This window comes from Kitasatospora sp. NPDC057500, assembly GCF_042802195.1.
GTDB lineage: Bacteria > Actinomycetota > Actinomycetes > Streptomycetales > Streptomycetaceae > Kitasatospora.
Genome location: NZ_JBHVER010000078.1, coordinates 1 through 25,851, shown reverse-complemented (window position 1 = coordinate 25,851; position 25,851 = coordinate 1). Strand labels below are relative to the sequence as shown.

23 protein-coding genes and 1 tRNA gene are annotated in these 25,851 nt (G+C 72.9%); 18 read left to right on the top strand and 6 right to left on the bottom strand.

The window, feature by feature from the left end:
- Window positions 1-10: 10 nt before the first annotated feature.
- Window positions 11-1,555: an ATP-binding protein gene (locus tag ACFU74_RS18550; RefSeq protein WP_380757879.1), complete on the bottom strand. Its 1,545-nt coding sequence runs from the start codon at window positions 1,553-1,555 to the stop codon at window positions 11-13.
- A 341-nt stretch (window positions 1,556-1,896) separates the two neighbouring features.
- A tRNA-Leu gene (locus ACFU74_RS18545) sits at window positions 1,897-1,984 on the bottom strand.
- 281 nt (window positions 1,985-2,265) lie between these two features.
- On the opposite strand from ACFU74_RS18545, the gene ACFU74_RS18540 reads away from it, so the two are divergent.
- Window positions 2,266-2,787 (top strand): ATP-binding protein, encoded by a 522-nt coding sequence (locus ACFU74_RS18540; RefSeq protein ID WP_380757877.1) that lies wholly within the window; start codon window positions 2,266-2,268, stop codon window positions 2,785-2,787.
- 65 nt (window positions 2,788-2,852) lie between these two features.
- Here the strand turns inward: ACFU74_RS18540 and idi are convergent, their stop codons facing one another.
- On the bottom strand, window positions 2,853-3,584 hold the full coding sequence (idi, locus tag ACFU74_RS18535) for an isopentenyl-diphosphate Delta-isomerase (protein WP_380757874.1): 732 nt from the start codon (window positions 3,582-3,584) through the stop codon (window positions 2,853-2,855).
- A 363-nt stretch (window positions 3,585-3,947) separates the two neighbouring features.
- Here idi and ACFU74_RS18530 point away from each other — a divergent pair, with 363 nt between their 5' ends.
- The 15 genes from ACFU74_RS18530 (at window position 3,948) to ACFU74_RS18460 (ending at window position 21,906) form a co-directional block, all read left to right on the top strand.
- Window positions 3,948-4,703, top strand: a complete 756-nt coding sequence (locus tag ACFU74_RS18530; protein ID WP_380757872.1) for a sugar phosphate nucleotidyltransferase — start codon at window positions 3,948-3,950, stop codon at window positions 4,701-4,703.
- Window positions 4,691-5,764, top strand: coding sequence for an iron-containing alcohol dehydrogenase family protein (locus ACFU74_RS18525; protein WP_380757870.1), 1,074 nt, complete (start codon window positions 4,691-4,693; stop codon window positions 5,762-5,764). The genes ACFU74_RS18530 and ACFU74_RS18525 overlap by 13 nt, the downstream gene beginning before the upstream one ends.
- A gap of 91 nt (window positions 5,765-5,855) precedes the next feature.
- Window positions 5,856-6,593: a CDP-alcohol phosphatidyltransferase family protein gene (locus ACFU74_RS18520; protein ID WP_380757895.1), complete on the top strand. Its 738-nt coding sequence runs from the start codon at window positions 5,856-5,858 to the stop codon at window positions 6,591-6,593.
- 137 nt (window positions 6,594-6,730) lie between these two features.
- Complete coding sequence (locus tag ACFU74_RS18515; protein ID WP_380757893.1) at window positions 6,731-7,576, top strand: glycosyltransferase family 2 protein; 846 nt, start codon at window positions 6,731-6,733, stop codon at window positions 7,574-7,576.
- 154 nt (window positions 7,577-7,730) lie between these two features.
- Window positions 7,731-8,666 (top strand): ABC transporter permease, encoded by a 936-nt coding sequence (locus ACFU74_RS18510; protein WP_380757868.1) that lies wholly within the window; start codon window positions 7,731-7,733, stop codon window positions 8,664-8,666.
- 34 nt (window positions 8,667-8,700) lie between these two features.
- Window positions 8,701-9,504: an ABC transporter ATP-binding protein gene (locus tag ACFU74_RS18505; RefSeq protein WP_380757891.1), complete on the top strand. Its 804-nt coding sequence runs from the start codon at window positions 8,701-8,703 to the stop codon at window positions 9,502-9,504.
- Between the two features lie 273 nt (window positions 9,505-9,777).
- The gene (gene hpnC, locus ACFU74_RS18500) at window positions 9,778-10,800 is read left to right on the top strand and encodes a squalene synthase HpnC (RefSeq protein ID WP_380757866.1); all 1,023 of its coding nucleotides are present in this window, start codon (window positions 9,778-9,780) and stop codon (window positions 10,798-10,800) included.
- Between the two features lie 41 nt (window positions 10,801-10,841).
- The gene (gene hpnD, locus ACFU74_RS18495; RefSeq protein ID WP_380757889.1) at window positions 10,842-11,699 is read left to right on the top strand and encodes a presqualene diphosphate synthase HpnD; all 858 of its coding nucleotides are present in this window, start codon (window positions 10,842-10,844) and stop codon (window positions 11,697-11,699) included.
- A 166-nt stretch (window positions 11,700-11,865) separates the two neighbouring features.
- The gene (hpnE, locus tag ACFU74_RS18490) at window positions 11,866-13,302 is read left to right on the top strand and encodes a hydroxysqualene dehydroxylase HpnE (protein ID WP_380757864.1); all 1,437 of its coding nucleotides are present in this window, start codon (window positions 11,866-11,868) and stop codon (window positions 13,300-13,302) included.
- Window positions 13,303-13,472: 170 nt separating this feature from the next.
- Complete coding sequence (locus ACFU74_RS18485) at window positions 13,473-14,561, top strand: polyprenyl synthetase family protein (protein WP_380757862.1); 1,089 nt, start codon at window positions 13,473-13,475, stop codon at window positions 14,559-14,561.
- A gap of 7 nt (window positions 14,562-14,568) precedes the next feature.
- Window positions 14,569-16,662, top strand: coding sequence for a squalene--hopene cyclase (gene shc / locus ACFU74_RS18480; RefSeq protein ID WP_380757860.1), 2,094 nt, complete (start codon window positions 14,569-14,571; stop codon window positions 16,660-16,662).
- Window positions 16,659-17,354 carry a 1-hydroxy-2-methyl-2-butenyl 4-diphosphate reductase gene (locus ACFU74_RS18475; protein ID WP_380757858.1) on the top strand — a complete coding sequence of 232 codons (696 nt, stop codon included), beginning with the start codon at window positions 16,659-16,661 and terminating at the stop codon, window positions 17,352-17,354. The genes shc and ACFU74_RS18475 overlap by 4 nt, the downstream gene beginning before the upstream one ends.
- A gap of 2 nt (window positions 17,355-17,356) precedes the next feature.
- Complete coding sequence (hpnH, locus tag ACFU74_RS18470) at window positions 17,357-18,382, top strand: adenosyl-hopene transferase HpnH (RefSeq protein WP_380757855.1); 1,026 nt, start codon at window positions 17,357-17,359, stop codon at window positions 18,380-18,382.
- Window positions 18,383-18,518: 136 nt separating this feature from the next.
- On the top strand, window positions 18,519-20,456 hold the full coding sequence (gene dxs, locus ACFU74_RS18465; RefSeq protein ID WP_380757853.1) for a 1-deoxy-D-xylulose-5-phosphate synthase: 1,938 nt from the start codon (window positions 18,519-18,521) through the stop codon (window positions 20,454-20,456).
- Window positions 20,446-21,906, top strand: coding sequence for an aspartate aminotransferase family protein (locus tag ACFU74_RS18460; protein WP_380757851.1), 1,461 nt, complete (start codon window positions 20,446-20,448; stop codon window positions 21,904-21,906). Before dxs ends, ACFU74_RS18460 begins: the two co-directional genes overlap by 11 nt.
- Before the next feature lie 63 nt (window positions 21,907-21,969).
- On the opposite strand, the gene ACFU74_RS18455 is transcribed toward ACFU74_RS18460, so the two are convergent.
- Window positions 21,970-22,242: a DUF6343 family protein gene (locus ACFU74_RS18455; RefSeq protein WP_380757849.1), complete on the bottom strand. Its 273-nt coding sequence runs from the start codon at window positions 22,240-22,242 to the stop codon at window positions 21,970-21,972.
- A gap of 117 nt (window positions 22,243-22,359) precedes the next feature.
- Between ACFU74_RS18455 and ACFU74_RS18450 the strand changes: the two genes are divergently transcribed.
- On the top strand, window positions 22,360-22,548 hold the full coding sequence (locus ACFU74_RS18450) for an I78 family peptidase inhibitor (RefSeq protein WP_380757847.1): 189 nt from the start codon (window positions 22,360-22,362) through the stop codon (window positions 22,546-22,548).
- On the opposite strand, the gene ACFU74_RS18445 is transcribed toward ACFU74_RS18450, so the two are convergent.
- Window positions 22,499-23,221, bottom strand: coding sequence for a phosphatase PAP2 family protein (locus tag ACFU74_RS18445; RefSeq protein ID WP_380757845.1), 723 nt, complete (start codon window positions 23,219-23,221; stop codon window positions 22,499-22,501). The genes ACFU74_RS18450 and ACFU74_RS18445 overlap by 50 nt on opposite strands.
- Before the next feature lie 232 nt (window positions 23,222-23,453).
- Entirely contained in the window at window positions 23,454-24,221 is a 768-nt protein-coding gene (fabG, locus tag ACFU74_RS18440; protein WP_380757843.1) for a 3-oxoacyl-ACP reductase FabG, read from the bottom strand.
- A 612-nt stretch (window positions 24,222-24,833) separates the two neighbouring features.
- Between fabG and ACFU74_RS18435 the strand changes: the two genes are divergently transcribed.
- The gene (locus ACFU74_RS18435; protein WP_380757841.1) at window positions 24,834-25,700 is read left to right on the top strand and encodes a MarR family winged helix-turn-helix transcriptional regulator; all 867 of its coding nucleotides are present in this window, start codon (window positions 24,834-24,836) and stop codon (window positions 25,698-25,700) included.
- The last annotated feature ends 151 nt before the right edge of the window (window positions 25,701-25,851 follow it).

The window sequence follows — 25,851 nt, the reverse complement described above, 5'->3', positions numbered from 1 at the left end:
CAGGGGCCGGTCAGGAACTCAGGCGGTTGCGGCGTTCCCGCTGGGCGCGCACCGAGGCCATCAGGATGCTGTTCCAGTAGTCGATGCGGTCTGCCCGCTTTCGTTCCCAGCGGCCGAGCCCGAAGCAGTCCTGGAGCAGAAGATAGAGCAGGGCCTTGGCTACCGGGGCGTCGTTGGAACCGCCTCGCCGGCCGTCGTTGAAGTCCTCCCTGAAGGCCCTGTTGAGGAGGATGGCATGGCCGTCGCGGTCGAGTTCGAAGAAGGTGTCGTCCGGGAGCGAGACCCATTCCACGCGGATCGGGTCCTCACCTGGCTTGAGCGGGAGTTCCTCGCGTACGGCGCGTTTGACCATGGGGTCGAAGCCCCAGCCGGGCTCGATCACTGAGGGCCGCTCGATGGCCGACCTCGATGCCCCTTCCCGGTAGGCCGCCTCGGCATCGGACAGGAAGGCGCGGAACGGGGCTCCTGTCGGGTCGGCGGCCTGCTCGACCCCGGCGGTGAAAGCAGGGGTGACCTCGACTCCGTCCTTCTTCACCGTGAGGCTGAACACCTCGCCCGCGTTGGGGGGCAGGTCGACGGCGATGCGTGCCAGCGCCAGGTGCGTCTCGGGTGCGCGCAGGTTGTTCCATCCGCCGGCCTGGACGAGGCGGTCGTTGCGGTAGAAGTAGAAGCCCTGACGTTCCTGGACGGGGCCGATCTGGCGGAAGCCGGCCTGGTTCGACTTGGCGGGCCAGATGTGGGCCTCGAGCGGGACGGCGCCCGCGCCAGCCACCGGGGCGAGGAACTTCTTCGGGTAGCCGGCCCTGCCGGGGACCCGGTAGCCGAACGGATCCAGGGGATCAACGCTGATGTGGTCGGTCTCCTCGCCCGTCGACACATCCCAGACGGCGATGTCGAGGGAGAGCCCGCGGGCGAGGAACCGGTGCAGGTAGAGGCCGAGGTGCGTCTCGAGCCGGGATATCGCCTTGGACAGGAACTGCTCGCTCTGCCCTGGTGCGACGGTTTCGAACGCGCGCACCCGGTCCCACCGGACTATGGTGCCCTGCCATTCGATGAGGCCGTCGTAGACATCGGTCTGCTGCTGCGCGAACTCAGGGTCGACAGTGTCGCAGCGGAAGCTGTCCGCGATGCTCTCCGCGGTGAGCTTGCGCCCCTCGGGCGCGCTGCGCTTGGTGCGGCTGATCACGGTGAGAGACCGCGCATGCGACAGGGACCCGGCTTTGAGTCCGGTGCCGTACATTCCGAGGGCGCCGCTGTTGTAGTCGCGCTGGCGGCCGACGGTCATCGCGCTGTCGAGTCCGGCGGTGTCCATGCCCCGGCCGTTGTCCAGCACGAGCAGCGAGACTATGCGGTCGGCGTCGCGCAGGAAGTGCACTACGACCGAGTCCGCGCCAGCGTCGATCGAGTTGTCGACGAGGTCGGCGACCGCCGCCTCGAAGCCGTAGCCCTGGTTGGTCAGGGCCCTTGCGTACCCGGCGTCAGGCGGCAGATGCGAACTGCCGCGGGTCGGCACGTCGTACTGCCAGCTGGCGCGGAGGGACGCCGATGTGGACATGTGTTCGCAGCTCCTTGCGCGCACAGGGCCGGGCCTGCGCGGAGGATCGGCTACCCGTCAGTTCCGTTACGTGCGGACCAAGTCATCGAGTAGCGCCTGGTGGGGGCATTGCTTTCCGGGGTTCTGGACGCGGTCTGCCGCCAACCGGTGCACCGGACACCGCCGGGTTGCGCTGCGGCATCAGCCTCGCCGGGTGGCGATTCTAACCGGGCCCGCGCCTCGTTGGCGGGAGCCTTCTGCGGTTCCAGGGAGATGCCGTCCGTGTGCTCATTTGCCATGAAAAAGGCGGGACAGGAATAATCCTGTCCCGCCTTTCGACCACCGGAAATTCCAGCGATTGATGGTGTCCGAGGGGGGACTTGAACCCCCACGCCCGATAAAGGGCACTAGCACCTCAAGCTAGCGCGTCTGCCATTCCGCCACCCGGACAGGGTGTGTGCTTCGGGGGTTTTTTGCTCGCCCCCTCGGCGACAGAGAGAACATTACCAGGGTTTCGGAGTGCTTCTCACCTGCGTTTCCCCGGTTGGGATGGTGGGGGTCGCGGGGATGGGTCGCAGGTGTGCGCGAAGCGGTGGTTCGACGGCGGTTAGCGGTCGGGTTGCGGACGGTGAACGGTCGGGAACGGGCGGGGGCGGTCCGACACGGGCAACTTGTCGACGGTGCCCCGGGCCCGGCGGCGGCTCTCCTAGCCTCTGTGCACCGAGGGCGCCATGAGCGGAACGCCTGATTCCCGGGTCGCGGACGAAGGGCGGCTGGACGTGGAGCGGATCAGCGAGGAAGAGGCGGCGGCACGGGGTGGCCCCGTCGAGGGGGTCTGGCGGTTCACCGTGCCGGCCGTGCAGGCCTCGGTGCCGCGCACCCGGCACGCGGTGCGCGACCGGCTGCTGGCCCAGGGGCTGGCGGAGAACCGCTACCAGGAGCTGGTGGACGACCTGCTGCTGATCGTCTCGGAGCTGGTCGGCAACGCGGTGACGCACGCCGCCGAGCTGTCGCCGGAGGTGACCACCGAGCTGACGGTGCGCGGCGGCTGGGTACGGGTCTCCGTCGAGGACGGCGACCCGTACCGGCCGAAGGCGCTGGCGGCCGACGCGGGCCAGACCGGCGGGCGCGGGCTGCTGCTGGTGAAGAGCGTCACGCTGCAGGCCGGCGGGGTCTGCGACGTGGAGAAGGCGGGGGAGGGCGGCAAGGTGATCTGGGCCTCGCTGCCGCTCCCCCGGGGGGAGCACGGCTGACCGCGGGCGGACCGGCGGCGTGGCGGGCGCACCACCGGGCGCACCGGGCGGACGACCAGGGCGGACTACCAGGAGTTCCCGGCGATCTCGCGGATGCCCGGCAGGGCGGCCTCGAAGACGGTCCGGAACCACACCGAGAACGGCCGCTCCGCCTCCAGCGCGCGCAGCTCCTCGGCGGTCACGAAGGCGTAGTCGTCCACCTCGTCCGGATTGGGCCGCACCGGCGCGGTGACCAGGCCCACGAACAGGTGGTTCCACTCCCGCTCGATCAGCCCGGAGGTCTCGTCCGGCAGGTCGTAGCGGACCGTGCCCGCCTCGCAGAGCAGTGCCGGGGCGACGCCGAGCTCCTCCGCGGTGCGCCGGGCGGCGGCCACGAACGGCGGCTCGTCGGGGTAGGGGTGGCCGCAGCAGGTGTTCGACCAGACGCCGGGCGAGTGGTACTTGCCGAGCGCCCGGCGCTGGAGCAGCATCCGGCCCTGCCGGTCGAAGAGGAAGACCGAGAACGCCCGGTGCAGCCGACCGGGCTGCTGGTGGGCCCAGAGCTTCTCCGCGGTGCCGATCGTCACACCCTCGTCGTCGACCAGCTCCAGCAGGATCTCCTGCGGCGCCCCGGCGGACCCCGCGCCGCCGTCCACGTCCGTCTCGACGTCGAGGCCGGTGTCCAGCCCGGTGTCCAAGCCGGTGTCGAGGCCGGTGTTCAGGCCGCGGTCGAGCCCGTCCTGCCGGCCGGCGTCGGCGCCGGGACCGGCCTCCGGGTCGCGGTGGGTCGGGTGGTCGGTCGGCAGGCTCTGGGGCATGAGGCCTCTTTCGGCAGCTTCGGGAGCACTTCGGGAGCACGGGGAGCAACCACGGCTCGCACCGGTGGCGTCGCGCCCCAGTCTGCCGTACGGGTGGCACCGTGCAGGGGTCCCACGCACAACCGGTCGGCACGGGGGCGTCAGGTGGCGGGGGAGGGGCGCCGTAATAGTAGAGATGTTCGGAATGTGTTCGATCGGTGTTCGATGCTCCGGCCGCGTTCGGGCCGGTGGTCATGGTCGCCTACCATCACATAGGACACCGCGGCCGCATCTCGGCGGCCCCGGCGCGCCATCGCCGGTCACCCGGAGACTCCCGGTAGCCGCGCGCGGCCGCGCACCGCACGACGGATCAGGAGACCCCGCATGATCGGCCTCGTTCTGGCAGCCGGCGCAGGCCGCCGACTGCGCCCGTACACCGACACCCTGCCCAAGGCGCTGGTGCCGGTCGACGGGGAGCGGACCGTCCTGGACCTCACCCTCGGCAACTTCGCCGAGGTCGGCCTGCGCGAGGCGGCGATCGTCGTCGGCTACCGCAAGGAGGCGGTGGAGGAGCGCAAGGAGGCCCTGGAGCGGAAGTACGGCGTCCGGCTCACCCTGGTCGAGAACGACAAGGCCGAGGAGTGGAACAACGCCTACTCCCTCTGGTGCGCCCGTGACCTCTTCACCGAGGGCCTGCTGCTCGCCAACGGCGACACCGTCCACCCGGTCTCGGTCCAGCGCACCATGCTGGAGGCCAACGCCCGGCTGGCCGCCGAGGGCCGCGAGCCCGGCATCCTGCTCGCCCTCGACACCGTCAAGCGCCTCGCCGACGAGGAGATGAAGGTGGTCGTCCACCCGACCGCCGGCATGCGCCGCATCACCAAGCTGATGGACCCGGCGGAGGCCACCGGCGAGTACATCGGCGTCACCGTGGTCAACCCGTCCGCCGCCGCCGACCTCGCCGACGCGCTGCGCGCCACCTACGAGCGCGACCCGCAGCTGTACTACGAGGACGGCTACCAGGAGATGGTCGACCGCGGCCTGCGGATCGACGTCCAGCCGATCGGCGAGGTCTCCTGGGTCGAGGTCGACAACCACGACGACCTGGCGAAGGCGCGGGAGATCGCGTGCCAGTACTGACCCGGCTGGTGCCGTCACCGGTCTTCGTGGAGATCCGCCCGGGCGCGCTGGACTCGCTCGGCGGCATCCTCGCCGACCAGCGGCTGTCCGCCTCGGGCCGGATCGCGGTGGCGATCAGCAACGGCTCGGGCTCGGTGCTGCGCGCCCGGCTGGAGCCGGCGCTGCCCGGCGCCGACTGGTACAGCGTCGAGGACGGCAGCCTCGACAGCGCGGTCCGGCTGGCGGACGACATCCGCGGCGGGGTGCACGGCGGCCACTACGACACCGTCGTCGCCCTGGGCGGCGGCAAGATCATCGACGTGGCCAAGTACGCCGCCGCGCGGATCGGCCTGCCGCTGGTCTCCGTCCCCACCAACCTGGCCCACGACGGCATCTGCTCGCCCGTCTCCACCCTGGACAACGTCGGCGGGCGCGGCTCCTACGGGGTGCCCAGCCCGATCGGCATCGTGATCGACCTGGACGTGATCCTGGGCGCCCCGCCGCGCTTCGTCGCGGCCGGCATCGGCGACATCGTCTCCAACATCTCGGCCTGCGCCGACTGGGAGCTGTCGCACGCCGAGACCGGCGAACCGGTGGACGGACTGGCCGTCGCGATGGCCCGCTCGGCCGGCGAGAACCTGCTGCGCCACCCGGGGAACCTCCAGGACCGGGGCTTCCTGACGGCCCTCGCGGAGGCACTGGTACTGTCCGGCATCGCGATGAACATCGCGGGCAGCACCCGGCCCTCGTCGGGCGCCTGCCACGAGATCTCGCATGCCCTGGACGTGCTGTACCCCAAGCGGTCCGCCCAGCACGGCGAGCAGGTCGGCCTCGGCGCCGCCTTCGCCAGCTTCCTGCGGGGCGAGCGTGAGCTGACCGGCCTGATCGTGGAGCGCCTGGCGCACCACGGACTGCCGGTGACCGCTGCTCAGATCGGCTTCACCGAGGCGGAGTTCACCGAGGCGGTGCACTACGCTCCGAACACCCGGCCGGGCCGCTTCACCATCCTTGAGCACCTCGACCTCTCCCCTTCCGCAATCAGGGACGCGTACGCCGACTATGTCCAAGCCGTCAACAGCTGACCGCTCCGCCGCGGGGGCCGCGCCGCCGCCGGTGGACCTGACCCGCCGGCCCTCGATCGAGGAGCTGCGCGCGGTGATCCACCCGGAGGGCATGCTCCAGCGCCGCAGCGCCGAGCACTGGGCCGGCCGGCTCTACATGCGGAAGATCTCCCTGCGGATCACCCGGGTGCTGTCCACCGTGACGGCGATCACGCCCAACGGCCTGACGTACCTGATGATGGTCACCGGCATCCTGGCCGGCGCCGCGCTGGTCGTCCCGGGGATCGCGGGCGCCGTGCTGGCGGCCCTGCTGATCCAGGTGTACCTGCTGCTGGACTGCGTGGACGGCGAGGTGGCCCGCTGGCGCCGGCAGACCTCGCTCACCGGCGTCTACCTGGACCGGGTCGGCCACTACATGTCCGAGGCGGCCCTGCTGACCGGCCTCGGCCTGCGGGCCACCGACCTGCTCCACCGCGAGGGCTCCGCCGCGCAGTGGGAGTGGGCCTTCCTCGGCACGCTGGCCGCGCTCGGCGCGATCCTGATCAAGTCGGAGACCGACCTGGTCGACGTCGCCCGCGCCCGCAGCGGCATGACGGCGGTCGAGGACAGCGCCTCGGTGCCGCGCTCGGCCGGCGTCGCCAGGGCCCGCCGGGCGGCCTCGTTCCTCAAGTTCCACCGGCTGGTCGGCGCGGTCGAGGCCTCGCTGTTCGTCCTGGCCGCGGGCGTCGCCGACGTCCTCCACGGGGGCCTGTTCTTCACCCGGATCGCCGTCGTCGTGCTGGCCGCGATCGCCATGCTGCAGACCGTGCTGCACCTGCTGAGCATCGTCCTGTCGAGCAGGCTCAGGTGAGCCGGGTGAAGGGGAGCAGCGTGAACGGGAGCGACGCGCAGGGGAGCGACGTGCAGGGGAACGGGACCGCGGGGAGCGCCGTGCCGGCCGGCCCCGCCGGCGCCGACGCCTTCCGGCTCGGCGCGGTGATCATCACCATGGGCAACCGCCCGGCCGAGCTGACCGCGCTGATCGAGTCGGTCCGCGCCCAGCAGGGCCCGCCCGTCGAGCTGGCCGTGGTCGCCCAGGGCGTGCCGATGCCCCCGCTCCCGGAGGGCGTGCGCACCGTCGAGCTGCCCGAGAACCTCGGCATCCCCGGCGGGCGCAACGTCGGCATCGAGCTGTTCGGCCCCAACGGCCGGGACGTCGACGCGGTGCTGTTCCTGGACGACGACGGCCGGCTGCCCGGCACCGACGCGGCCCGGCTGCTGCGCGAGGCCTTCACCGCCGACCCGGAGCTCGGCATCGTGAGCTTCCGGATCGCCGACCCGGACACCGGCGCCACCCAGCGCCGCCACGTGCCCCGGCTGCGTGCCAGCGACCCGCTGCGCTCCTCCCGGGTGACCACCTTCCTCGGCGGGGCGAGCGCGGTGCGCTGCGCGGTGTTCGAGAACGCCGGCCAGCTGCCCGCCGAGTTCTTCTACGCGCACGAGGAGACCGACCTCGCCTGGCGCGCGCTGGACGCCGGATGGTCCATCGACTACCGCGCCGACGTGGTGCTCCACCACCCCACCACCTCGCCCGCGCGGCACGCCACGTACTTCCACAATGTGGCCCGGAACAGGGTTTGGCTCGCGAGGCGGAACCTTCCGGCCCTGTTGGCGCCTCTATACCTGGGAACCTGGTTCCTGCTCACGCTGGCCCGCCGGCCCTCCCCGGAGGCGCTCAAGGCCTGGCTGGGCGGGTTCAAGGCGGGCTGGCGCGAACCCTGCGGTGCGCGGCGGCCCATGCGATGGCGTACCGTGTGGCGCCTGACCCGGCTGGGCCGACCGCCGGTCATCTGATCAGTCCGACGACCGTACGGTAGGACGGCCGTCATGGCCGGTGACCACACACCGGCCGCACTCCCCCCGATATCCGAGTGGATCCCCAGCGGCGCCAGGCCGGCGGACCCCCGCCGAGCGGCCCGGCGCCGACGATCCCGCGCGAAGGACGAATGTGTCGACAGTGAGTGAACCCGTCAGCCTCTCAGCCCCGAGGGGGGCGGACGCGGGCCTGACCCCCAAGCAGCTTGCGGACAAGTACGGCCTGACGGTGAGCGGCAGACGGCCCGGCCTGTTCGCCTACAGCAAGCAGCTCTGGGCCCGCCGCCACTTCATCTGGGCCTTCGCCACGGCGCGCCTGGTCGCCCAGTACACCGACGCCAAGCTCGGCCAGATCTGGCAGGTCGTGACGCCGCTGCTGAACTGCGCGGTGTTCTACCTGGTCTTCGGCGAGATCCTGAGCAACAAGGACGACAACCCGTACTACGTCGCCTGGCTCTGCATCGGCGTCTTCATCTTCCAGTTCACCCAGAACGCCGTGCAGTCCGGCACCCGGGCGATCGCGGACAACCTCGGGCTGATCCGCGCGCTGCACTTCCCGCGCGCCTCGCTGCCGATCGCGTTCACCGTGATCCAGCTCCAGCAGCTGCTGATCTCGATGGTCGTGCTGTTCGCCGTGGTGCTGCTGAACGGCGTCGAGCCCGGCCGGACCTGGATCCTGGTGGTCCCGGCGCTGGTGCTGCAGTCGATGTTCAACACCGGCGTCGCCCTGATCTTCGCCCGGATCGGCGCCAAGACCAGCGACATCTCCCAGCTGATCCCGTTCGCGATGCGCGCCTGGCTGTTCCTGTCCGGTGTCATGTACAGCATCACCGACAAGATCAAGGAGTGGCCGGAGTTCTGGCAGAAGGTGATGGAGCTCAACCCGGCCTCGGTCTACATCGACCTGGTCCGCCACGCGCTCGCCCCCGTCATCTACAACAAGCACCAGGCGCAGTTCCTGGAGTTCCCGCCGCACCAGTGGAAGTACGGGATCGCCTGGGGTGTGGGCATGCTGGTCATCGGATACGTCTTCTTCTGGAAGGCTGAGGAGGAATACGGCCGTGGCTGACACCGACGTGCGGGGGACCGACCTGACCAAGGGCCTGAAGGACGCCGTCCCGCGCCGCAAGCTGTTCGACGCGGACGTCGCCCGCGAGCCCACCGTCATCGTCGACGACGTGCACATCACCTACCGGGTGCACGGCGCCGGCTCCGGCAAGGGCAGCGCCACCTCGGCGCTCAGCCGGATCATCAGCCGCAAGCGCGGCTCCGGCGTGCGCGAGGTGCGCGCGGTGAAGGGCATCAGCTTCACCGCCTACCGGGGCGAGGCGATCGGCCTGATCGGCTCCAACGGCTCCGGCAAGTCCACCATGCTGGCGGCCATCGCCGGCCTGCTGCCGACCGAGAAGGGCGGCATCTACACCAACGGCCAGCCCTCGCTGCTCGGCGTCAACGCCGCGCTGATGAACGAGCTGACCGGCGAGCGCAACGTCGTCCTCGGCTGCCTGGCCATGGGCATGTCGCCGACCGACGTGAAGCGCCGCTACCAGGACATCGTCGACTTCTCGGGCATCAACGAGAAGGGCGACTTCATCTCGCTGCCGATGCGCACCTACTCCTCCGGCATGGGCGCCCGGCTGCGCTTCGCGATCGCGGCCGCCAAGACCCACGACGTGCTGCTCATCGACGAGGCGCTGGCCACCGGCGACCAGGCCTTCCAGAAGCGCAGCAAGAAGCGGATCACGGAGCTGCGCGAGGAGGCCGGCACGGTCTTCCTGGTCAGCCACGACAACGCGTCGATCCGCGAGACCTGCGAGCGGACCATCTGGATCGAGGCCGGCGAGCTGATCATGGACGGGCCGACCGAGGAGGTCGTCCGCCGCTACGAGCGCGGCGAGCGCCCGTAGCGCGGCGCGGCAGCGCGCAGGACCGTGCGGCGGGGCCGGTTCCGGAGGACGTCCGGGACCGGCCCCGCCTTCGTGCGCCCCCGGCCCGCCTGCCGTGCCCCGGGTGGCCCGCCGCCGCCCGGGTGAGCGCCCCGTGCGCCGGGTGAGGCGCTCTTCTCCGGCGCGGCCGTTGGTGCGAGTCTGTAGGCGCGGGGGTGGTGTGCCGGACGTGACTCCCGTGATCGGACGCGTGTCCGACTCGGGCCGGTCACCGGAGCGGTGTAGAACGGGGGAGTGACAGCAGTGTCGGCTTCGGCCCAGCCCAACAGTGATTCCCCGACCGGGGACGGCCACCCGGCGGAGGGTGCCGCGGGAGCGGCGACCCTCGCCAAGGCGGACGCGGAGAACTTCCCGGTCGCCCCGTTCTTCCTGCCCGCCGCGTGGCGCGACGACCTCATGACGGTCTACGGCTTCGCCCGGCTGGTCGACGACGCCGGCGACGGCGACCTCGCCGACCCGGCCGCCACCGCCGCACTGCTCGGCGTGCCCGCCCCGCCCCCGGAGGCCGGCGCCGCCCCCGGAGGCCCGCACCGGCCCGGCCCCGCGGAGACCGCCTTCCGGCTCGCCCTGCTGGACGGCCTGGAGCGCGACCTCGACCGGGTCTTCGAGACCGCCCTCGCCCCCTCCGCCGCCGCGGAGGCCCCCCGCCACCCGCTGATGCGCCCGCTGGTCCCGCTGGTCGACCGGCACGGCCTCACCCCGGAGCCGTTCCGCCGGCTGATCCAGGCCAACCGGGTCGACCAGACCACCGACCGCTGCGCCACGTACGACGACCTGCTCGGCTACTGCACGCTCTCCGCCGACCCGGTCGGCCGCCTGGTGCTGGCCATCGCCGGCGTCTCCACCCCCGAGCGGATCGCGATGTCCGACGCGGTCTGCACCGCCCTGCAGATCGTCGAGCACCTCCAGGACGTCGCCGAGGACCTCGCCCGCGGCCGGATCTACCTGCCCGTCGAGGACCTCGAACGGTTCGGCGTCACCGAGCAGGACCTCGCCGCGCCGAGCGCCGGCCCCGCGGTGCGCCGGCTGATCGCCTTCCAGGTGGACCGTGCCCGCACCCTGCTCGACCGCGGTGCGCCATTGGTAGGTACGGTTCGGGGGAGGCTTCGACTGCTCCTGGCGGGATTCACCGCGGGTGGCTACGCGGCCCTGGCGGCCGTCGAGGACGCCGGGTACGACGTTCTCGCCCAGCAGGCGAAGCCGGACAAGCGCCGCCTCGCAGCGAAGGCGGCGGCCATCTTCGCGAAGGGAAGGTGAACGCCCGAGTGGCGGCATCACCACTGGCGTCCGCGCCCGTCATGGCGGCGTACCGGTACTGCGAGGCAGTGACCGGGCTGCAGGCCCGCAACTTCAGCTACGGCATCAGGCTGCTGCCGGAGCCGAAGCGGCTGGCCATGTCGGCCCTGTACGCGCTCGCCCGCCGGGTGGACGACATCGGCGACGGCGACCTCCCGGACGACCGCAAGGCCGAGGCCCTGCTGCGCACCCGCGAGCTGCTGGACGAGGTCCGGGCCGGCTCCGTCGCCGAGGACGACACCGACCCGATCAAGGTCGCGCTGGCGGACGCGTCCCGGCGCTTCCCGATCCCGCTCGGCGGCTTCGACGAGCTGATCGACGGGGTCGAGATGGACCTCAAGGGCGCCGAGTACCAGACGTTCGAGGAGCTCAAGGTCTACTGCCGGTGCGTGGCCGGGGCGATCGGGCGGCTGTCGCTCGGCGTCTACGGCTGCGAGGACCCCGAGCGCGGCGCCCGCTACGCGGACACCCTCGGCCTGGCGCTCCAGCTCACCAACATCCTGCGCGACCTGCGCGAGGACGCCATGAACGGCCGCACCTACCTGCCGACCGAGGACCTCGTCAGGTTCGGCTGCCAGGAGGGCTTCACCCGGCCCCGCCCGCCGGTCGGCGCCGACTTCACCGGCCTGATCGCCTTCGAGGCGGCCCGTGCCCAGGCGGCCTTCGAGGAGGGCCTGCGGCTGCTGCCGATGCTCGACCGCCGCAGCCGGGCCTGCACCGCCGCGATGGCCGGCATCTACCACCGGCTGCTCGGCCGGATCGCCGCCGACCCCGAGTCGGTGCTGCGCGGCAGGGTGTCGCTGCCGGGCTGGGAGAAGGCGTACGTGGCGCTTTCCGGGCTCGCCGGGGGGCGTTCTTGATTCTCGCCACAGTTCTGTCACGCTGTGTCAGCGGGGAATCACTTCTGGGTAGAGCCCTGTTGACGGCTGTGCCGGATCCGACCGCACTGGTCCCGGGTCCGACCGCATTGACCACGGGCGCTCCGGCCACGACCGGACCGGGCGCGGGACGCGAGGGGGAGAGCCGATGACCGGGCGAGCCGACGCCGCGCGCCCGGCCGCTGTCGTGGTCGGCGGCGGCCTCGCGGGCATCACCGCCGCACTGCGGCTGGCCGAGGCCGGCCACCGGGTCACCCTCGCCGAGGGCCGCCCCCGGCTGGGCGGCCTGGCCTTCTCCTTCCAGCGCGGCGAGCTGACCGTCGACAACGGCCAGCACGTCTACCTGCGCTGCTGCACCGCCTACCGGGGCCTGCTGGAGCGCCTCGGCGCCAACCGGCTGGTGCACCTCCAGGACCGCCTGGAAGTGCCCGTGCTGGGCGTCGAGGGCCCCGCCGGCGCACCCGTGCGCACCCTCGGCCGGCTGTCGCGCGCCGCACTGCCGGTGCCGCTGCACCTGGCCGGAAGCCTGGCCCGCTACCCGCACCTGGGCCCGGCCGACCGGGCCCGGGTGGTCCGCGGCGCCCTCGCGCTGCGCCGCCTCGACCTCGCCGACCCGGCGCTGGACGCCGTCTCCTTCGGCGACTGGCTGCGCAGCCGGGGCCAGAACGAGCGCACCCTCGCCGCGCTGTGGGACCTGGTCGGCGTGGCCACCCTGAACGCCCGGGCCGACCAGGTGTCGCTGGCGCTCGCCGCCATGGTGTTCAAGACCGGGCTGCTCTCCGACCCCGGGGCCTCCGACATCGGAGCCGCCACCGTCCCGCTCGGCGCGATCCACCACGACCGGGCGCTCGCCGAACTGGAGCGCGCCGGCGTGAAGGTCCTGCTGCGCGCCCGGGTGAGCGAGCTCAAGCCCGCCGTCCCGCAGCACGCCGTCCGGTTGGAGGGCGTCGACGAGCCGCTCGCCGCCGAGACCGTGGTGCTGGCCGGCGCCCAGGACACCGCGGCGGCCCTGCTGCCGCCGGACGCGATCGCCGGGCAGGACCGGCTCGCCGGGTTCGGCACCGCGCCGATCCTCAACGTGCACGTGATCTACGACCGCCGGGTGCTGCGGCGGCCGTTCTTCGCCGCGCTCGGTTCACCCGTCCAGTGGGTCTTCGACCGCACCGCGCACTCCGGCCTGGCCCGGGCCGCGCTCGGCGCGGCCCACCCCGGCGCCCAGTACCTGGCGCTGTCGCAGTCCGCCGTGCAGGACGAGATCGACCTGCCGGTGGCCGAGCTGCGCCGCCGCTACCTGCCGGAACTGGCCCGGCTGCTGCCCGCCGCCGGCGGGGCCGAGGTGCTGGACTTCTTCGTCACCAGGGAGCGCACCGCCACCTTCGATCCGGCCCCGGGCACGGCCGCGCTGCGCCCCGGCCCGCGCACCGCCGTCCCCGGCCTGCTGCTGGCCGGCGCGTGGACGGCCACCGGCTGGCCCGCCACCATGGAAGGAGCCGTGCGCAGCGGTCACGCCGCCGCCGACGCGGCCCTCGCCGCCGACGGCCGGCGCCGGCCCGTGGACCGCGGCGACGGGAGGTGGCCGCGGTGACCGGCGCACCGCCCGCCGGGGGCGGCGGCGAGCCCGTCAGAGCGGGCGGTCACCCGTTCGGTCCCGGCGGCACGACCGTCCTCGCCGGCCGTGGCCCCACCGGCCGCACCAAAACCGCCAGCGTCCGGCCGTCCCACGCGGCCAGGCACCACCAGGGAGAGGGAACGTACGTGGAGTCACGCATCGGCACGGCCGTCGGAGGCACGGCGCATGCCGAACCGGTCTCGGTGCCGGAGCTGCTCAACCGCACCCGCGCGCTCTGCACCCCGCCGCTGAGGGCCGCCGTCGCCCGTCTGGCGGCACCCATGGACACCGTCGCGGCGTACCACTTCGGCTGGATCGACCGCGACGGCACGCCGGTCGCGGGGGACGGCGGCAAGGCCGTCCGCCCGGCCCTGGCCCTGCTCTCGGCCCAGGCCGCCGGCGCCCCGGCGGAGGCCGGCGTGCCCGGTGGGGTCGCTGTTGAACTGGTGCACAACTTCTCCCTGCTCCATGATGATCTGATGGACGGTGACGAGACCCGGCGCCACCGGGCCACCGCCTGGACGGTCTTCGGCCCGGCCCAGGCGATCCTGGTCGGTGACGCCCTGGCGACGCTCGGTACGGAGGTGCTGCTCGACGCCGCGACCACGGGTGGCGCGAGCGCCACCGACGCCGCGCGCGCCGTCCGGCTGCTCAACACCGCCAGCCGCCGACTGATCGACGGCCAGGCGATGGACGTCGCCTTCGAGCAGCGGGACACCGTCACCGTCGCCGAGTGCCTGGAGATGGAGGGCGGCAAGACCGCCGCCCTGCTCTCCGCCGCCTCGGCGCTGGGAGCCGTCCTGGCCGGCGCCGACGACCGGGCCGCCGACTCCCTCCAGCGCTTCGGCGAGCACCTGGGCCTGGCCTTCCAGGCGGTGGACGACCTGCTCGGCATCTGGGGCGCCACCGAGGTCACCGGAAAGCCGCACTGGGGCGACCTGCGCCAGCGCAAGAAGTCCCTGCCGGTCGCCGCCGCCCTCGCCGAGGGCGGCGCGGCCTCCCGCGAACTGGCCGAACAGCTCGCCGACCCCAAGGGGCGCGGCGAGGAGAGCGAGACCGAGCTGGCCGCCCGCGCCCTGCTGATCGAGAAGGCCGGCGGCCGGGCCTGGACCCAGGAGGAGGCCCGCCGCCAGCACACGACTGCCCTCGCCGCCCTGGACGAGGTGCCCATGCCCGATGTGGTGCGCGAGCACTTCGTCGCACTCGCCGAATTCGTGGTGGTACGAGAGAGGTGACGTTACGTTGACAGCAACCGCGGACGGCCGGCTCGACCCTGAGTACGATTCCGAGCCGGTCGCGGTGGGCGGCCTCCCCCCGGCGCTGCTGAGCGCCGGGCGGTGGCAGCCCGAGGGGTCCGGCCCCGACGCCCCGGCCGGCCGGACCGATCAACCGCAGGACGGCGCCGCCTCCGCCGAGGAGGCCCTGGCCCGTGCCACCACGCACCTGCTCTCCCTGCAGAGCTCCGAGGGGTGGTGGAAGGGCGATCTGGAGACCAACGTCACGATGGACGCCGAGGACTTACTGCTCCGGCAGTTCCTCGGGATCCGCACCGAGGAGCAGACGAAGGCGACCGCCGAGTGGATCCGCTCCCAGCAGCGCGAGGACGGCACCTGGTCCACCTTCCACGGCGGCCCGGCCGAGCTCTCCACCACCGTCGAGGCCTACGTCGCCCTGAAGCTCGCCGGGGACGACCCGAACGCCCCGCACATGCTGGCCGCCGCCCGCTGGATCCGCTCCGCCGGCGGCATCGCCGCCTCCCGGGTGTTCACCCGGATCTGGCTCGCGCTCTTCGGCTGGTGGCCCTGGGACCGGCTGCCCGAGATGCCGCCGGAGATCATGTTCCTGCCGAAGTGGCTCCCGCTGAACATCTACGCCTTCGGCTGCTGGGCCCGGCAGACCATCGTCCCGCTGACCATCGTCTCCGCCCACCGCCCGGTCCGCCCGGCACCCTTCCCGCTCACCGAGCTGCACACCGACCCGGACGACCCCTTCCCCGCCCGGCCGCTCGCGCCCGCCACCAGCTGGGACGGCCTGTTCGAACGCCTCGACAAGGTCCTGCACGCCTACCACCGGCGCGCCCTGCGCCCGCTGCGCCGCCTCGCGCTCTCCCAGGCCTGCCGCTGGATCGTCGAACGCCAGGAGGCCGACGGCTGCTGGGGCGGCATCCAGCCCCCCGCCGTCTACTCGCTGATCGCCCTGCACCTGGAGGGCTACGAGCTCGACCACCCGGTGATGCGGGCCGGCCTCGCCTCCTTCGACCGCTTCACCGTGCACACCCCCGACGGCCGGCGCTGGCTGGAGGCCTGCCAGTCCCCGGTCTGGGACACCTGCCTGGCCACCATCGCCCTGGTCGACGCCGGCGTCCCGGCCGACCACCCGGCGCTGGTCTCCGCCGTCGACTGGATGCTCGGCGAGGAGATCACCAAGCGCGGCGACTGGTCCGTCCAGCGGCCCGCGCTCGCCCCCGGCGGCTGGGCCTTCGAGTTCGAGAACGACACCTACCCGGACATCGACGACACCGCCGAGGTGGTGCTCGCGCTGCGCCGGGTCGCCCACCCCGACCCCGCCAAGGTGGCCGGCTCCGTCGACCGGGGCGTGCGCTGGAACCTCGGCATGCAGTCCAAGAACGGCGCCTGGGGCGCCTTCGACGTCGACAACACCAGCACCCTGCCGAACAAGCTGCCGTTCTGCGACTTCGGCGAGGTCGTCGACCCGCCGTCCGCCGACGTCACGGCGCACGTCGTGGAGATGCTCGCCGAGGTCGGCCGGGCGCACGACCCGCGCACCCGGCGCGGCGTCGAGTGGCTGCTGCGCAACCAGGAGGCGGACGGCTCCTGGTTCGGCCGCTGGGGCACCAACTACATCTACGGCACCGGCTCGGTGCTGCCCGCGCTGGTCGCCGCCGGCGTCCCGGCCGAGCACCCGGCGATCCGCCGGGCGGTGCGCTGGCTGGAGGACCGCCAGAACGGCGACGGCGGCTGGGGCGAGGACATGCGCTCCTACGACGACCCGGAGCGCTGGGCCGGGCGCGGCGAGTCCACCGCCTCGCAGACCGCCTGGGCGCTGATGGCGCTGCTCGCGGCCGGCGAGGGACCGGACGGCCGGGCCAACCCGGCCGTCGAGCGCGGCGCCGACTGGCTGGTGCGCACCCAGCTGCCCGAGGGCACCTGGGACGAGCCCCAGTTCACCGGCACCGGCTTCCCGTGGGACTTCTCCATCAACTACCACCTGTACCGGCTGGTGTTCCCGGTCACCGCGCTCGGCCGCTACCTGCACGGCACCCCCGCCACCGGCCGCCCGGCCGGCGGACCGGCGGCGATCGGGGCGTCCCGGTGACCGCTTCCCCGCTGCTGGTCCTCTGCGCGCTCGGCCCCGAGGTGTGGGCCCTGCGCGGCGGGGACTGGCGCGGCGCGGCGGGCGGCCCGCCCGTCGTGGTGCGCACCGGGGTCGGCCGGCGGCGCGCCTCACTCGCCGTCAGGAGGCTGCTCACCGCCGCCCCCGGCGGCTACGGCGCGGTCGTGGTGGCCGGCTTCGGCGCCGCCGTCGCGCCGGGAATAACGCCCGGTGACGTGATCGTTGCCGACGGGGTGCGCGATGCCGAGGGCAACCACTTCGCCGTCGACTCCGGCCCGGCGCTCACCCGGGCCCTCACCGTGCGCGGCCTGACCGCGCACACCGGCGTGCACCACACCGCCGACCACGTGGTGCGCGGCCTGGAACGGCGCGCCCTGCACCTCCAGGGCGCGCTCGCCGTCGACATGGAGGCCGCCGCCGTACTGGCGGCCCTGTGCGAGCTGCGCCCCGGCCTGCCCGCGGCGGTCCTGCGGGTCGTGGTCGACACGCCCGAGCGCGAGCTGCTGCGCCCGGGCACCCTGCCGGCCGGCGTCCGCGCCTGGCGGGCGCTGCGCTCCACGGTGCCCGCCCTGGTCGACTGGCACCTTCGCAACGACCGGCCGGCGCGCGGCCGCCCCGCGCCCGCCGCCCTCAACCACCCCACATCCTCGACGCTCCCCCAGGAGGCGAGCTAGCCATGGCCATGCCGCTGCGCCAGACCGTGCGGGTCGGCACCTACCTCATGCAGCAGAAGCTGAAGCGACGCGACAAATTCCCGCTGATCGTCGAACTGGAACCGCTCTTCGCCTGCAACCTGGCCTGCGAGGGGTGCGGCAAGATCCAGCACCCGGCGGGCGTGCTGAAGCAGCGGATGCCGGTCGCCCAGGCGGTCGGCGCGGTCCTGGAGTCGGGCGCCCCGATGGTCTCGATCGCCGGCGGCGAACCGCTGATGCACCCGCAGATCGACGAGATCGTCCGGCAGCTGGTCGAACGCCGCAAGTACGTGTTCCTCTGCACCAACGCGCTGCTGATGCGCAAGAAGCTCGACAAGTTCAAGCCCTCGCCGTACTTCACCTTCACCGTGCACATCGACGGGCTGCGCGAGCGGCACGACGCCTCGGTGGCCAAGGAGGGCACCTTCGACGAGGCGGTGGAGGCGATCAAGGAGGCCAAGCGGCGCGGCTTCCGGGTGACCACCAACTCCACCTTCTTCAACACCGACACCCCGCAGACCATCATCGACGTGCTCGACTACCTCAACGACGACCTCAAGGTCGACGAGATGATGATCTCCCCGGCGTTCGCCTACGAGAAGGCGCCCGACCAGGCCCACTTCCTCGGCGTCGAACAGACCCGCGAGCTGTTCCGCAAGACCTTCGCCGGCGGCAACCGGCGGCGCTGGCGGCTCAACCACAGCCCGCTCTTCCTGGACTTCCTGGAGGGCAAGGTCGACTTCGAGTGCACCGCCTGGGGCATCCCCAACTACTCGCTGTTCGGCTGGCAGCGGCCCTGCTACCTGATGGCCGACGGCTACGTGCCGACCTACCGCGAGCTGATCGAGAAGACCGACTGGGACAAGTACGGCCGCGGCAAGGACGCCCGCTGCTCCAACTGCATGGCGCACTGCGGCTACGAGCCGACCGCCGTCCTCGCCACCATGGGCTCCCTCAAGGAGTCCCTGCGGGCGATCACCGATACCGTCGGCTCCAGCCGGAGCCGCTGAGCGCACTCCCCGGCGGCCGGCGCACCGCGCCGCCCGCCCCCGTCCGGCCCGGGCACCGACCCGGGCCGGACCACCCCGCGGGCGCGGCCACGGCGGCGCACCCGGCGCACCGCTCCGAGTCGTGAGGTGAAAAGCCATGTCACTGCTCTCCGGCATCACGTCCCCGGCGGACCTGCGAACCCTCCCGGCCGCCGAGCTGCCCCGGCTCGCCGACGAGATCCGCGACTTCCTGATCGACGCCGTCACCCGCACCGGCGGCCACCTGGGCCCCAACCTCGGCGTCGTCGAACTGACCATCGCCCTGCACCGGGTCTTCGACTCCCCGCGCGAGCGGATCGTCTGGGACACCGGCCACCAGAGCTACGTCCACAAGCTGCTCACCGGCCGCCAGGACTTCTCCCGGCTGCGCGCCAGGGGCGGCCTCTCCGGCTACCCGTCCCGCGCCGAGTCCGAGCACGACCTCGTCGAGAACTCCCACGCCTCCACCGCGCTCTCCTACGCCGACGGCCTGGCCAAGGCCAACCGGCTGCTGGGGAGGAACGACCCGGTGGTGGCCGTCATCGGCGACGGCGCGCTCACCGGCGGTCTCGCCTGGGAGGCGCTGAACAACATCGCCGACGCCGAGGACCGGCCGCTGGTCATCGTCGTCAACGACAACGAGCGCTCCTACGCCCGCACCATCGGCGGCCTCGCCAACCACCTGGCCGCGCTGCGCACCACCCAGGGCTACGAGCGCTTCCTGTCCTGGGGCAAGGACGCCCTCCAGCGCACCCCGGTGGTCGGCCAGCCGATCTTCGACGCGCTGCACGGCGCCAAGAAGGGCTTCAAGGACGCCTTCGCCCCGCAGGGCATGTTCGAGGACCTCGGCCTCAAGTACCTCGGTCCGATCGACGGCCACGACCTCACCGCCCTGGAGTCCGCGCTGACCAAGGCGCGCGGCTTCGGCGGACCGGTCATCGTGCACTGCCTCACCGTCAAGGGCCGCGGCTACCGGCCCGCCGAACAGGACGAGGCCGACCGCTTCCACGCCGTCAACCCGATCGACCCCTACACCTGCCTGCCGATCTCGCCCAGCGCCGGCGTCTCCTGGACCTCGGTCTTCGGCGACGAACTGCTGGCCCTCGGCGCCGAACGGCCGGACCTGGTGGCGATCACCGCGGCGATGCTCCAGCCGGTCGGGCTCGCCAAGTTCGCCAAGGCCCACCCCGAACGGACCTTCGACGTCGGCATCGCCGAGCAGCACGCCGTCGCCAGCGCGGCCGGCCTGGCCACCGGCGGGCTGCACCCGGTGGTGGCGGTGTACGCGACCTTCCTCAACCGGGCCTTCGACCAGGTGCTGATGGACGTCGCCCTGCACAGGCTGGGCGTCACCTTCGTACTGGACCGCTCCGGCGTCACCGGGAACGACGGCGCCTCGCACAACGGCATGTGGGACCTGTCGATCCTCCAGGTCGTCCCCGGCCTGCGGCTGGCCGCCCCGCGCGACGCCGACCAGCTGCGCGCCCAGCTGCGCGAGGCCGTCGAGGTCAAGGACGCCCCCACCGTGGTCCGCTTCCCCAAGGGCGTCATCGGCCCCGCCGTGCCCGCCGTCGAACAGATCGGCGGCGTGGACGTCCTGCTGCGCACCGGGGAGCGGCCGGAGATCCTGCTGGTCGCCGTCGGCACCATGGCCGGCGCCGCGCTGGACGCGGCCCGGCTGCTGCTCGCCGAGGGGTTCACCGCGACCGTCGTCGACCCGCGCTGGGTCAAGCCGGTCGACCCCGCGCTGCCGGCCCTCGCCGCCGCGCACCGGCTGGTGGTCAGCGTCGAGGACAACGGCCGCACCGGCGGGGTCGGCGCGGCGCTCGCCCAGGCGCTGCGGGACGCGGACGTGGACGTCCCGGTGCGGGTGCTGGGCCTGCCGCAGGAGTTCCTCGGGCACGCCGCGCGCGGCGAGATCCTGGAGGAGGCCGGGCTGACCGGCACCGGGGTCGCCGCCCAGACCGCCGCCTTCGCCAAGCACCTGCTTCCGGCCCGAGGACTACCGGACCGGGGACTTCCGAACCGAGGAGCGAACCAGCACCATGCCGGCTGACCCCGACAGCACCGACCGCCTCGACCGCAGCGGGATCGAGCAGCACGTGGACGGCGCCGGGCGCGCCGGGACACGCTTCGACCTGGCCGCCCTGCTCGCCGAGCGCGGCGGCGAGCGGTACGAGCTGCAGAGCCGCTACCTGAACCCGCAGCTGACGCGGATGCTGCACACCATCGGCTTCGACAAGTACTACGAGCGGGCCCGGGGGCAGTACTTCTACGACGCCGAGGGCAACGAGTACCTCGACATGCTGGCCGGCTTCGGCATCTTCGCGCTCGGCCGCCACCACCCGGTGGTCCGCTCGGCCGTCCAGCAGGTGATGGACCTCGACCTGCCGGACCTGGTCCGCTTCGACTGCTCGCCGCTGCCCGGCCTGCTCGCCGAGCGCCTGCTCTCCCACGCGCCCGGGCTGGACCGGGTCTTCTTCGGCAACAGCGGCACCGAGGCGGTGGAGACCGCGCTCAAGTTCGCCCGGTACGCCACCGGCCGCAAGCGGATCCTCTACGCGGACCACGCCTTCCACGGCCTGACCGCCGGCTCGCTCTCGGTCAACGGCGAGAACGGGTTCCGCAAGGGCTTCGACCCGCTGCTGCCGGACACCGCGATCCCGCTCGGCGACCTCGCCGCGCTGGCCAAGGAGCTCAAGCGCGGCGACGTCGCGGCACTGATCGTCGAGCCGATCCAGGGCAAGGGCGTCCAGGCCGCCCCGCCCGGCTGGCTGCGCGCGGCGCAGGAACTGCTGCACGACCACAGGGCGCTGCTGATCTGCGACGAGGTGCAGACCGGTATCGGACGCACCGGCGACTTCTTCGCCTACCAGCACGAGGACGGCGTGCTGCCGGACCTGGTCTGCGCGGCCAAGGCGCTGTCCGGCGGCTACGTGCCGGTCGGGGCGACCCTCGGCAAGGGCTGGATCTTCGAGAAGGTGTACTCCTCGATGGACCGGGTGCTGGTGCACTCGGCCAGCTTCGGCTCCAACGCCCAGGCGATGGCGGCCGGCCTGGCGACCCTGGAGGTCCTCCGGGAGGAGCGGGTGGTGGAGAACGCCCGCAAGGTGGGCGACCACTTCCGCGAGCGGCTGACCGCCCTGGTCGACCGCTACGAACTGCTCGCCGAGGTGCGCGGGCGCGGCCTGATGATCGGCATCGAGTTCGGCCGCCCGAAGTCACTGAAGCTGCGGACCGGCTGGACGGCGCTCCAGGCCGCCCGCAAGGGGCTGTTCGCCCAGATGGTGGTGGTCCCGCTGCTCCAGCGCCACCGGATCCTCACCCAGGTGTCAGGGGACCACCTGGAGGTGATCAAGCTGATCCCGCCGCTGATCATCACCGAGCAGGACGTGGACCGGTTCATGGCGGCCTTCACCGACGTGATGGAGGACGCGCACCGGGGGAGCGGCCTGATGTGGGACTTCGGGCGGACGCTGGTGAAGCAGGCGGTCGGCAACCGCTGAGTGCCGCCGTTTCGCGGGGCGGGAGGCCGGAGGCCGGCTTCCCACCCCGCGGGAGACACCGCGTCAGAGTTCGGTCCGGCGGCGCCGGACGACGATGACGAGATCGACCACGGCGAACAGGGTGAGGATGCCGCAGGCCACCGCGAAGCCGGTGAGGGTGCCCCGGCTCGGCGCGCCGAACGCGGGGGCGCTCGCGGCCCAGAACGCGAAGCCCGCGGTGGCCAGCGCGAACAGCGGGGTGAAGGTCAGCGCGAGCAGGTAGCGCAGCTTGAGGTCGCTGCGGGCGGTGGCGGGCTCGGAGCCGCTGCGCCACCGCCGCGGGGTGGTGGCGGGCATCCGTGGGTCACCTCCCGGTCGTCCCCGCCGACCCGGTCCGCCCGGCCCGGGCAGCCGGTCCGCCGCCGGCGGTCTACGATTCCAGCGTACGTCCGCTGGGCGAGCCGGGGAGGGGCGATGACGGACACGGACGCGGAGGGCTACGCGGGGCTGCGGGTCGAACGGGCCGAGGAGCTGGCCCGCCGGCACGGCTGGGCCTCGGTGCGGGTGCTGGCGCCCGGGGCCGCGATGACCATGGACCACCGGGAGGGCCGGCTCAACCTCGCGGTGCGCGACGGGGTGGTCGTCCGCAGTTGGGAGGGATAGCGCCCGCCCTCCTCCGGCGCCGGGTGAGCCGGCGTTCCGCGGCCAGCACCAGCGGCTCCAGCAGCGGGAGCGAGAGCAGCACCAGCAGTCCGGCGGCCCAGCCGGCCAGCACGTCGGTGACCCAGTGGGTGCCCAGGTAGACGGTGGTGAGGCCGACCGACCAGGCGGTGGCTCCGGCGAGGAGCGCGCCGGTGCGCCGCCAGCGGCCCGCCAGGTAGGCGAGGACGCCCCAGGTGACCACGGCGTTCGCGGTGTGCCCGGACGGGAATATGGTGCCGCCGGAGAAGAGCCCGGGCGAGCCGATGTAGTGGGCGTAGTGCGGGCCGAGCCGGCCGGTGACGATCTTGACCCCGCCGACCGTGAGGTTGAGCAGCAGCAGCGCCGCGCCCATCACCAGCAGCGGCCGGACCCGGCCCAGCCGGCGGGCGCGCCAGCCGAGCCAGGCGAACGCGGCGAGCGCGGAGGGGCCGCGCTGACCGGCCACCACCCAGGTGTCCAGCAGCGGCTGGAGGCCGGGCCAGTGGTCGGAGGGCCGGTACAGCCGGATCTTCCAGTCGAGGTCGACCAGCGAGGTGTCGAGCAGGACGGCGGCGGCCACGAGCAGGTAGCCGAGGGCGGCCAGGCCCAGCAGGGCGGCCTGCCGGCGGCGCGGCGGTTCACTCGGCGCATGCACGGCGGTGAACCTACCCAGCGACGCAGCGTGATTCCCCGTCCGATTCGGAATTCCCCGGCAAAGCCGTTCTCCGATCGGCGCAGGTCTGTTTCAGGACGATCCAAAGGCGTTTTCGGATCGAATGTCCGTAAGGGGTTCGTGTGCTTTTCCCCAAGTCCGGGCAAAAGGAACGGGGCGGGAGACCGGCCGTGCCGGTTCCCACCCCGTGGTAACCCTGTGTAGGTCCGGTGGCTCAGTCGAGGGGGCCGCCGGCCACGTAGACCACCTGGCCGGAGACGAAGCCGGCGCCCTCGGAGGCGAAGAACGAGATGGCGTGGGCCACGTCCTCGGGCACGCCGACCCGCTGCACCGGGATCTGGGTGGCGGCGGCGGCCTTGAAGTCCTCGAAGTCCATGCCCACCCGGGCGGCGGTGGCGGCCGTCATGTCGGTCGCGATGAAGCCGGGGGCGACCGCGTTGGCGGTGATGCCGAACTTGCCGAGCTCGATGGCCAGGGTCTTGGTGAAGCCCTGGAGACCGGCCTTGGCGGCCGAGTAGTTGGCCTGGCCGCGGTTGCCCTGGGCGGACGAGGACGAGAGGTTGACGATGCGTCCGAAACCGGCGTCCACCATGTACTTCTGGATCGCCCGGGTCATCAGGAACGCGCCGCGCAGGTGCACGTTCATGACCGTGTCCCAGTCCGATTCGGTCATCTTGAAGATCAGGTTGTCGCGCAGCACGCCCGCGTTGTTGACGAGCACGACCGGGGCGCCGAGCTCGCCGGCGATCCGCTCGACGGCGGTCCGCACCTGGGCCGCGTCCGAGACGTCGGCGCCGACGGCGAGGGCGCGCCCGCCGGCGGCGGTGATCCGCTCGACGGTCTCCCGGCCGGCCGACTCCTCCAGGTCGAGGACGGCCACGGCGTAGCCGTCGGCGGCCAGGCGCAGGGCGGTGGCGGCGCCCAGTCCGCGCGCGGCGCCGGTGACGACGGCGACCCGGGGGGCGGTGGTCTGCTCGGTCATGCTCGGTCTCGTCTCTCTCGGGGGCATCGGAGCGATCGGGGCAATCGTGTGTTGTTGCAGGTCAGTTGCAGCTGACCGGGGGTTGCGGCCGGGCCCGTCGCGCGCCGGTCGCGCGCCGGTCGCGCTCCGGAGCCGGCCGGGCGGGCGGCCCGGCGCCGGGTCCGGGGCGGGTGCGGCGCCGGTCCGGGGCCCAGGGAACTCCCAGGAACCGCTCGGGGGGTGCTCGGGACCCGGGGGCCGTTCCGGAGCCCGGATCCGGCCCGGTGGCCACACCCTACCGGCGGGTAGGGGGCTCGGCCAGGGTGAAGGTGCAGGTGACCGTGGGTAAGGACCGGCCGGTCGGCTTTCTCCTGCGAACGGGTTACCGGCGGGTCGGCTCGGCGCGTAAATATGCCAATGTTGCCGAACCTGCGTCTACTATCCGCCCCTGCCTGCCAGCGAGGGCCCGCCGTTTGTATAGTGTCCGCCAGCAGCCACCGGCTGCACGGCTGGGACGTTCTCCCTCACAGCGGGACGCCCACTCGCCGTTACTGCCCCACCCGGGTGTCCCACACACACCGGGTGTGACATCGGGACGGATACATGGTGCTGGGGGAGATCCCGACGACCCGCGTGTCCGCGCGACTGCAGCAGTCGCCCGGACACCTCATCCGCGTTGCACAGCAGGTCCACACGCGACTGTGGTCCGAACACGTCGGAGCCGATCTCACGGCTCCGCAGTTCGCGGTCCTGCTGGTTCTCGCCCTCGAACCGGGCGCTGACCAGCGCACGGTCGGCGAGCGTGCCTCGCTCGACAAGGCCACGATGGCCGAGATGGTCGCCCGGCTGGTCCGGCGCGGCCTGGTGCTGCGGCGCCGAGACCCGGCCGACGGCCGGCGCAAGTTGCTCGCTCTCTCGCAGAGCGGCGCCCAGGCCGTCCGCGAGGCCACCGGCGGAGTGGTCCGCGTGCAGCGCACGCTGTTCGAGCCGCTCACCTCGGAGGAGCAGCTGGAACTCGTCCGCGTGATGGCCAAGATAGCCAGACTGGAGCCGGCCCAGGTCGCCGTCCTCACGGACGCGCGACCGATGCTGGACGCCCAGCGGGCGATCGGCTACCTGATCAGGGTGAGCCAGCAGGTGCACACCAAGCTCTGGTCGGAGCACGTCGGTTCGGAGCTGACGGCGCCGCAGTACGCGGTGCTGGACGCCCTCGAACTGGAGCCGGGCGCCGACCAGCGCACGGTGGGCGAGCTCGCCTCGCTGGACAAGGCCACGATGGCCGAGATGGTCAGCCGGCTGGTCCGGCGCGGCCTGGTCCAGCGGCGCCGCGACCCCTCGGACGGACGGCGCAACCTGCTCTCGCTCTCACCGGCGGGACAGGACCTGCTGCACCGTTCGGCCGCGGGCGTGGCCCAGGTCCAGCAGCTGCTGCTGGCGCCGCTGGAGGAGGACGAGCACGAGGCCGCGCTCGCGCTGATCGCCAAGGCCGCCCGGCTCTAGCCGGAACGCCGAGGCCGTCAGCCAAAACGATTCACCAGCCGGTCGCCGGTCGGTCGCCAGTCGTCCGGTGGCCGGCCCGAGCCCGCCGATCCCGGGCCGGTGACGGTTTCCACAGGTCAACGCGGCGAAGGCCGCCCTCCCCCGAGCGGGG

What these genes read in the sequence shown, in the direction of transcription:
- ACFU74_RS18460 (WP_380757851.1), top strand. Translation starts at nt 20,446, where the DNA reads ATGCCGGCTGACCCCGACAGCACCGACCGCCTCGACCGCAGCGGGATC.
- ACFU74_RS18550 (WP_380757879.1), bottom strand. Translation starts at nt 1,555, where the DNA reads ATGTCCACATCGGCGTCCCTCCGCGCCAGCTGGCAGTACGACGTGCCG.
- hpnH (WP_380757855.1), top strand. Translation starts at nt 17,357, where the DNA reads ATGGCCATGCCGCTGCGCCAGACCGTGCGGGTCGGCACCTACCTCATG.
- dxs (WP_380757853.1), top strand. Translation starts at nt 18,519, where the DNA reads ATGTCACTGCTCTCCGGCATCACGTCCCCGGCGGACCTGCGAACCCTC.
- hpnD (WP_380757889.1), top strand. Translation starts at nt 10,842, where the DNA reads ATGGCGGCGTACCGGTACTGCGAGGCAGTGACCGGGCTGCAGGCCCGC.
- hpnE (WP_380757864.1), top strand. Translation starts at nt 11,866, where the DNA reads ATGACCGGGCGAGCCGACGCCGCGCGCCCGGCCGCTGTCGTGGTCGGC.
- ACFU74_RS18540 (WP_380757877.1), top strand. Translation starts at nt 2,266, where the DNA reads ATGAGCGGAACGCCTGATTCCCGGGTCGCGGACGAAGGGCGGCTGGAC.
- ACFU74_RS18455 (WP_380757849.1), bottom strand. Translation starts at nt 22,242, where the DNA reads ATGCCCGCCACCACCCCGCGGCGGTGGCGCAGCGGCTCCGAGCCCGCC.
- ACFU74_RS18450 (WP_380757847.1), top strand. Translation starts at nt 22,360, where the DNA reads ATGACGGACACGGACGCGGAGGGCTACGCGGGGCTGCGGGTCGAACGG.
- ACFU74_RS18520 (WP_380757895.1), top strand. Translation starts at nt 5,856, where the DNA reads ATGCTCCAGCGCCGCAGCGCCGAGCACTGGGCCGGCCGGCTCTACATG.
- ACFU74_RS18515 (WP_380757893.1), top strand. Translation starts at nt 6,731, where the DNA reads ATGGGCAACCGCCCGGCCGAGCTGACCGCGCTGATCGAGTCGGTCCGC.
- fabG (WP_380757843.1), bottom strand. Translation starts at nt 24,221, where the DNA reads ATGACCGAGCAGACCACCGCCCCCCGGGTCGCCGTCGTCACCGGCGCC.
- ACFU74_RS18530 (WP_380757872.1), top strand. Translation starts at nt 3,948, where the DNA reads ATGATCGGCCTCGTTCTGGCAGCCGGCGCAGGCCGCCGACTGCGCCCG.
- idi (WP_380757874.1), bottom strand. Translation starts at nt 3,584, where the DNA reads ATGCCCCAGAGCCTGCCGACCGACCACCCGACCCACCGCGACCCGGAG.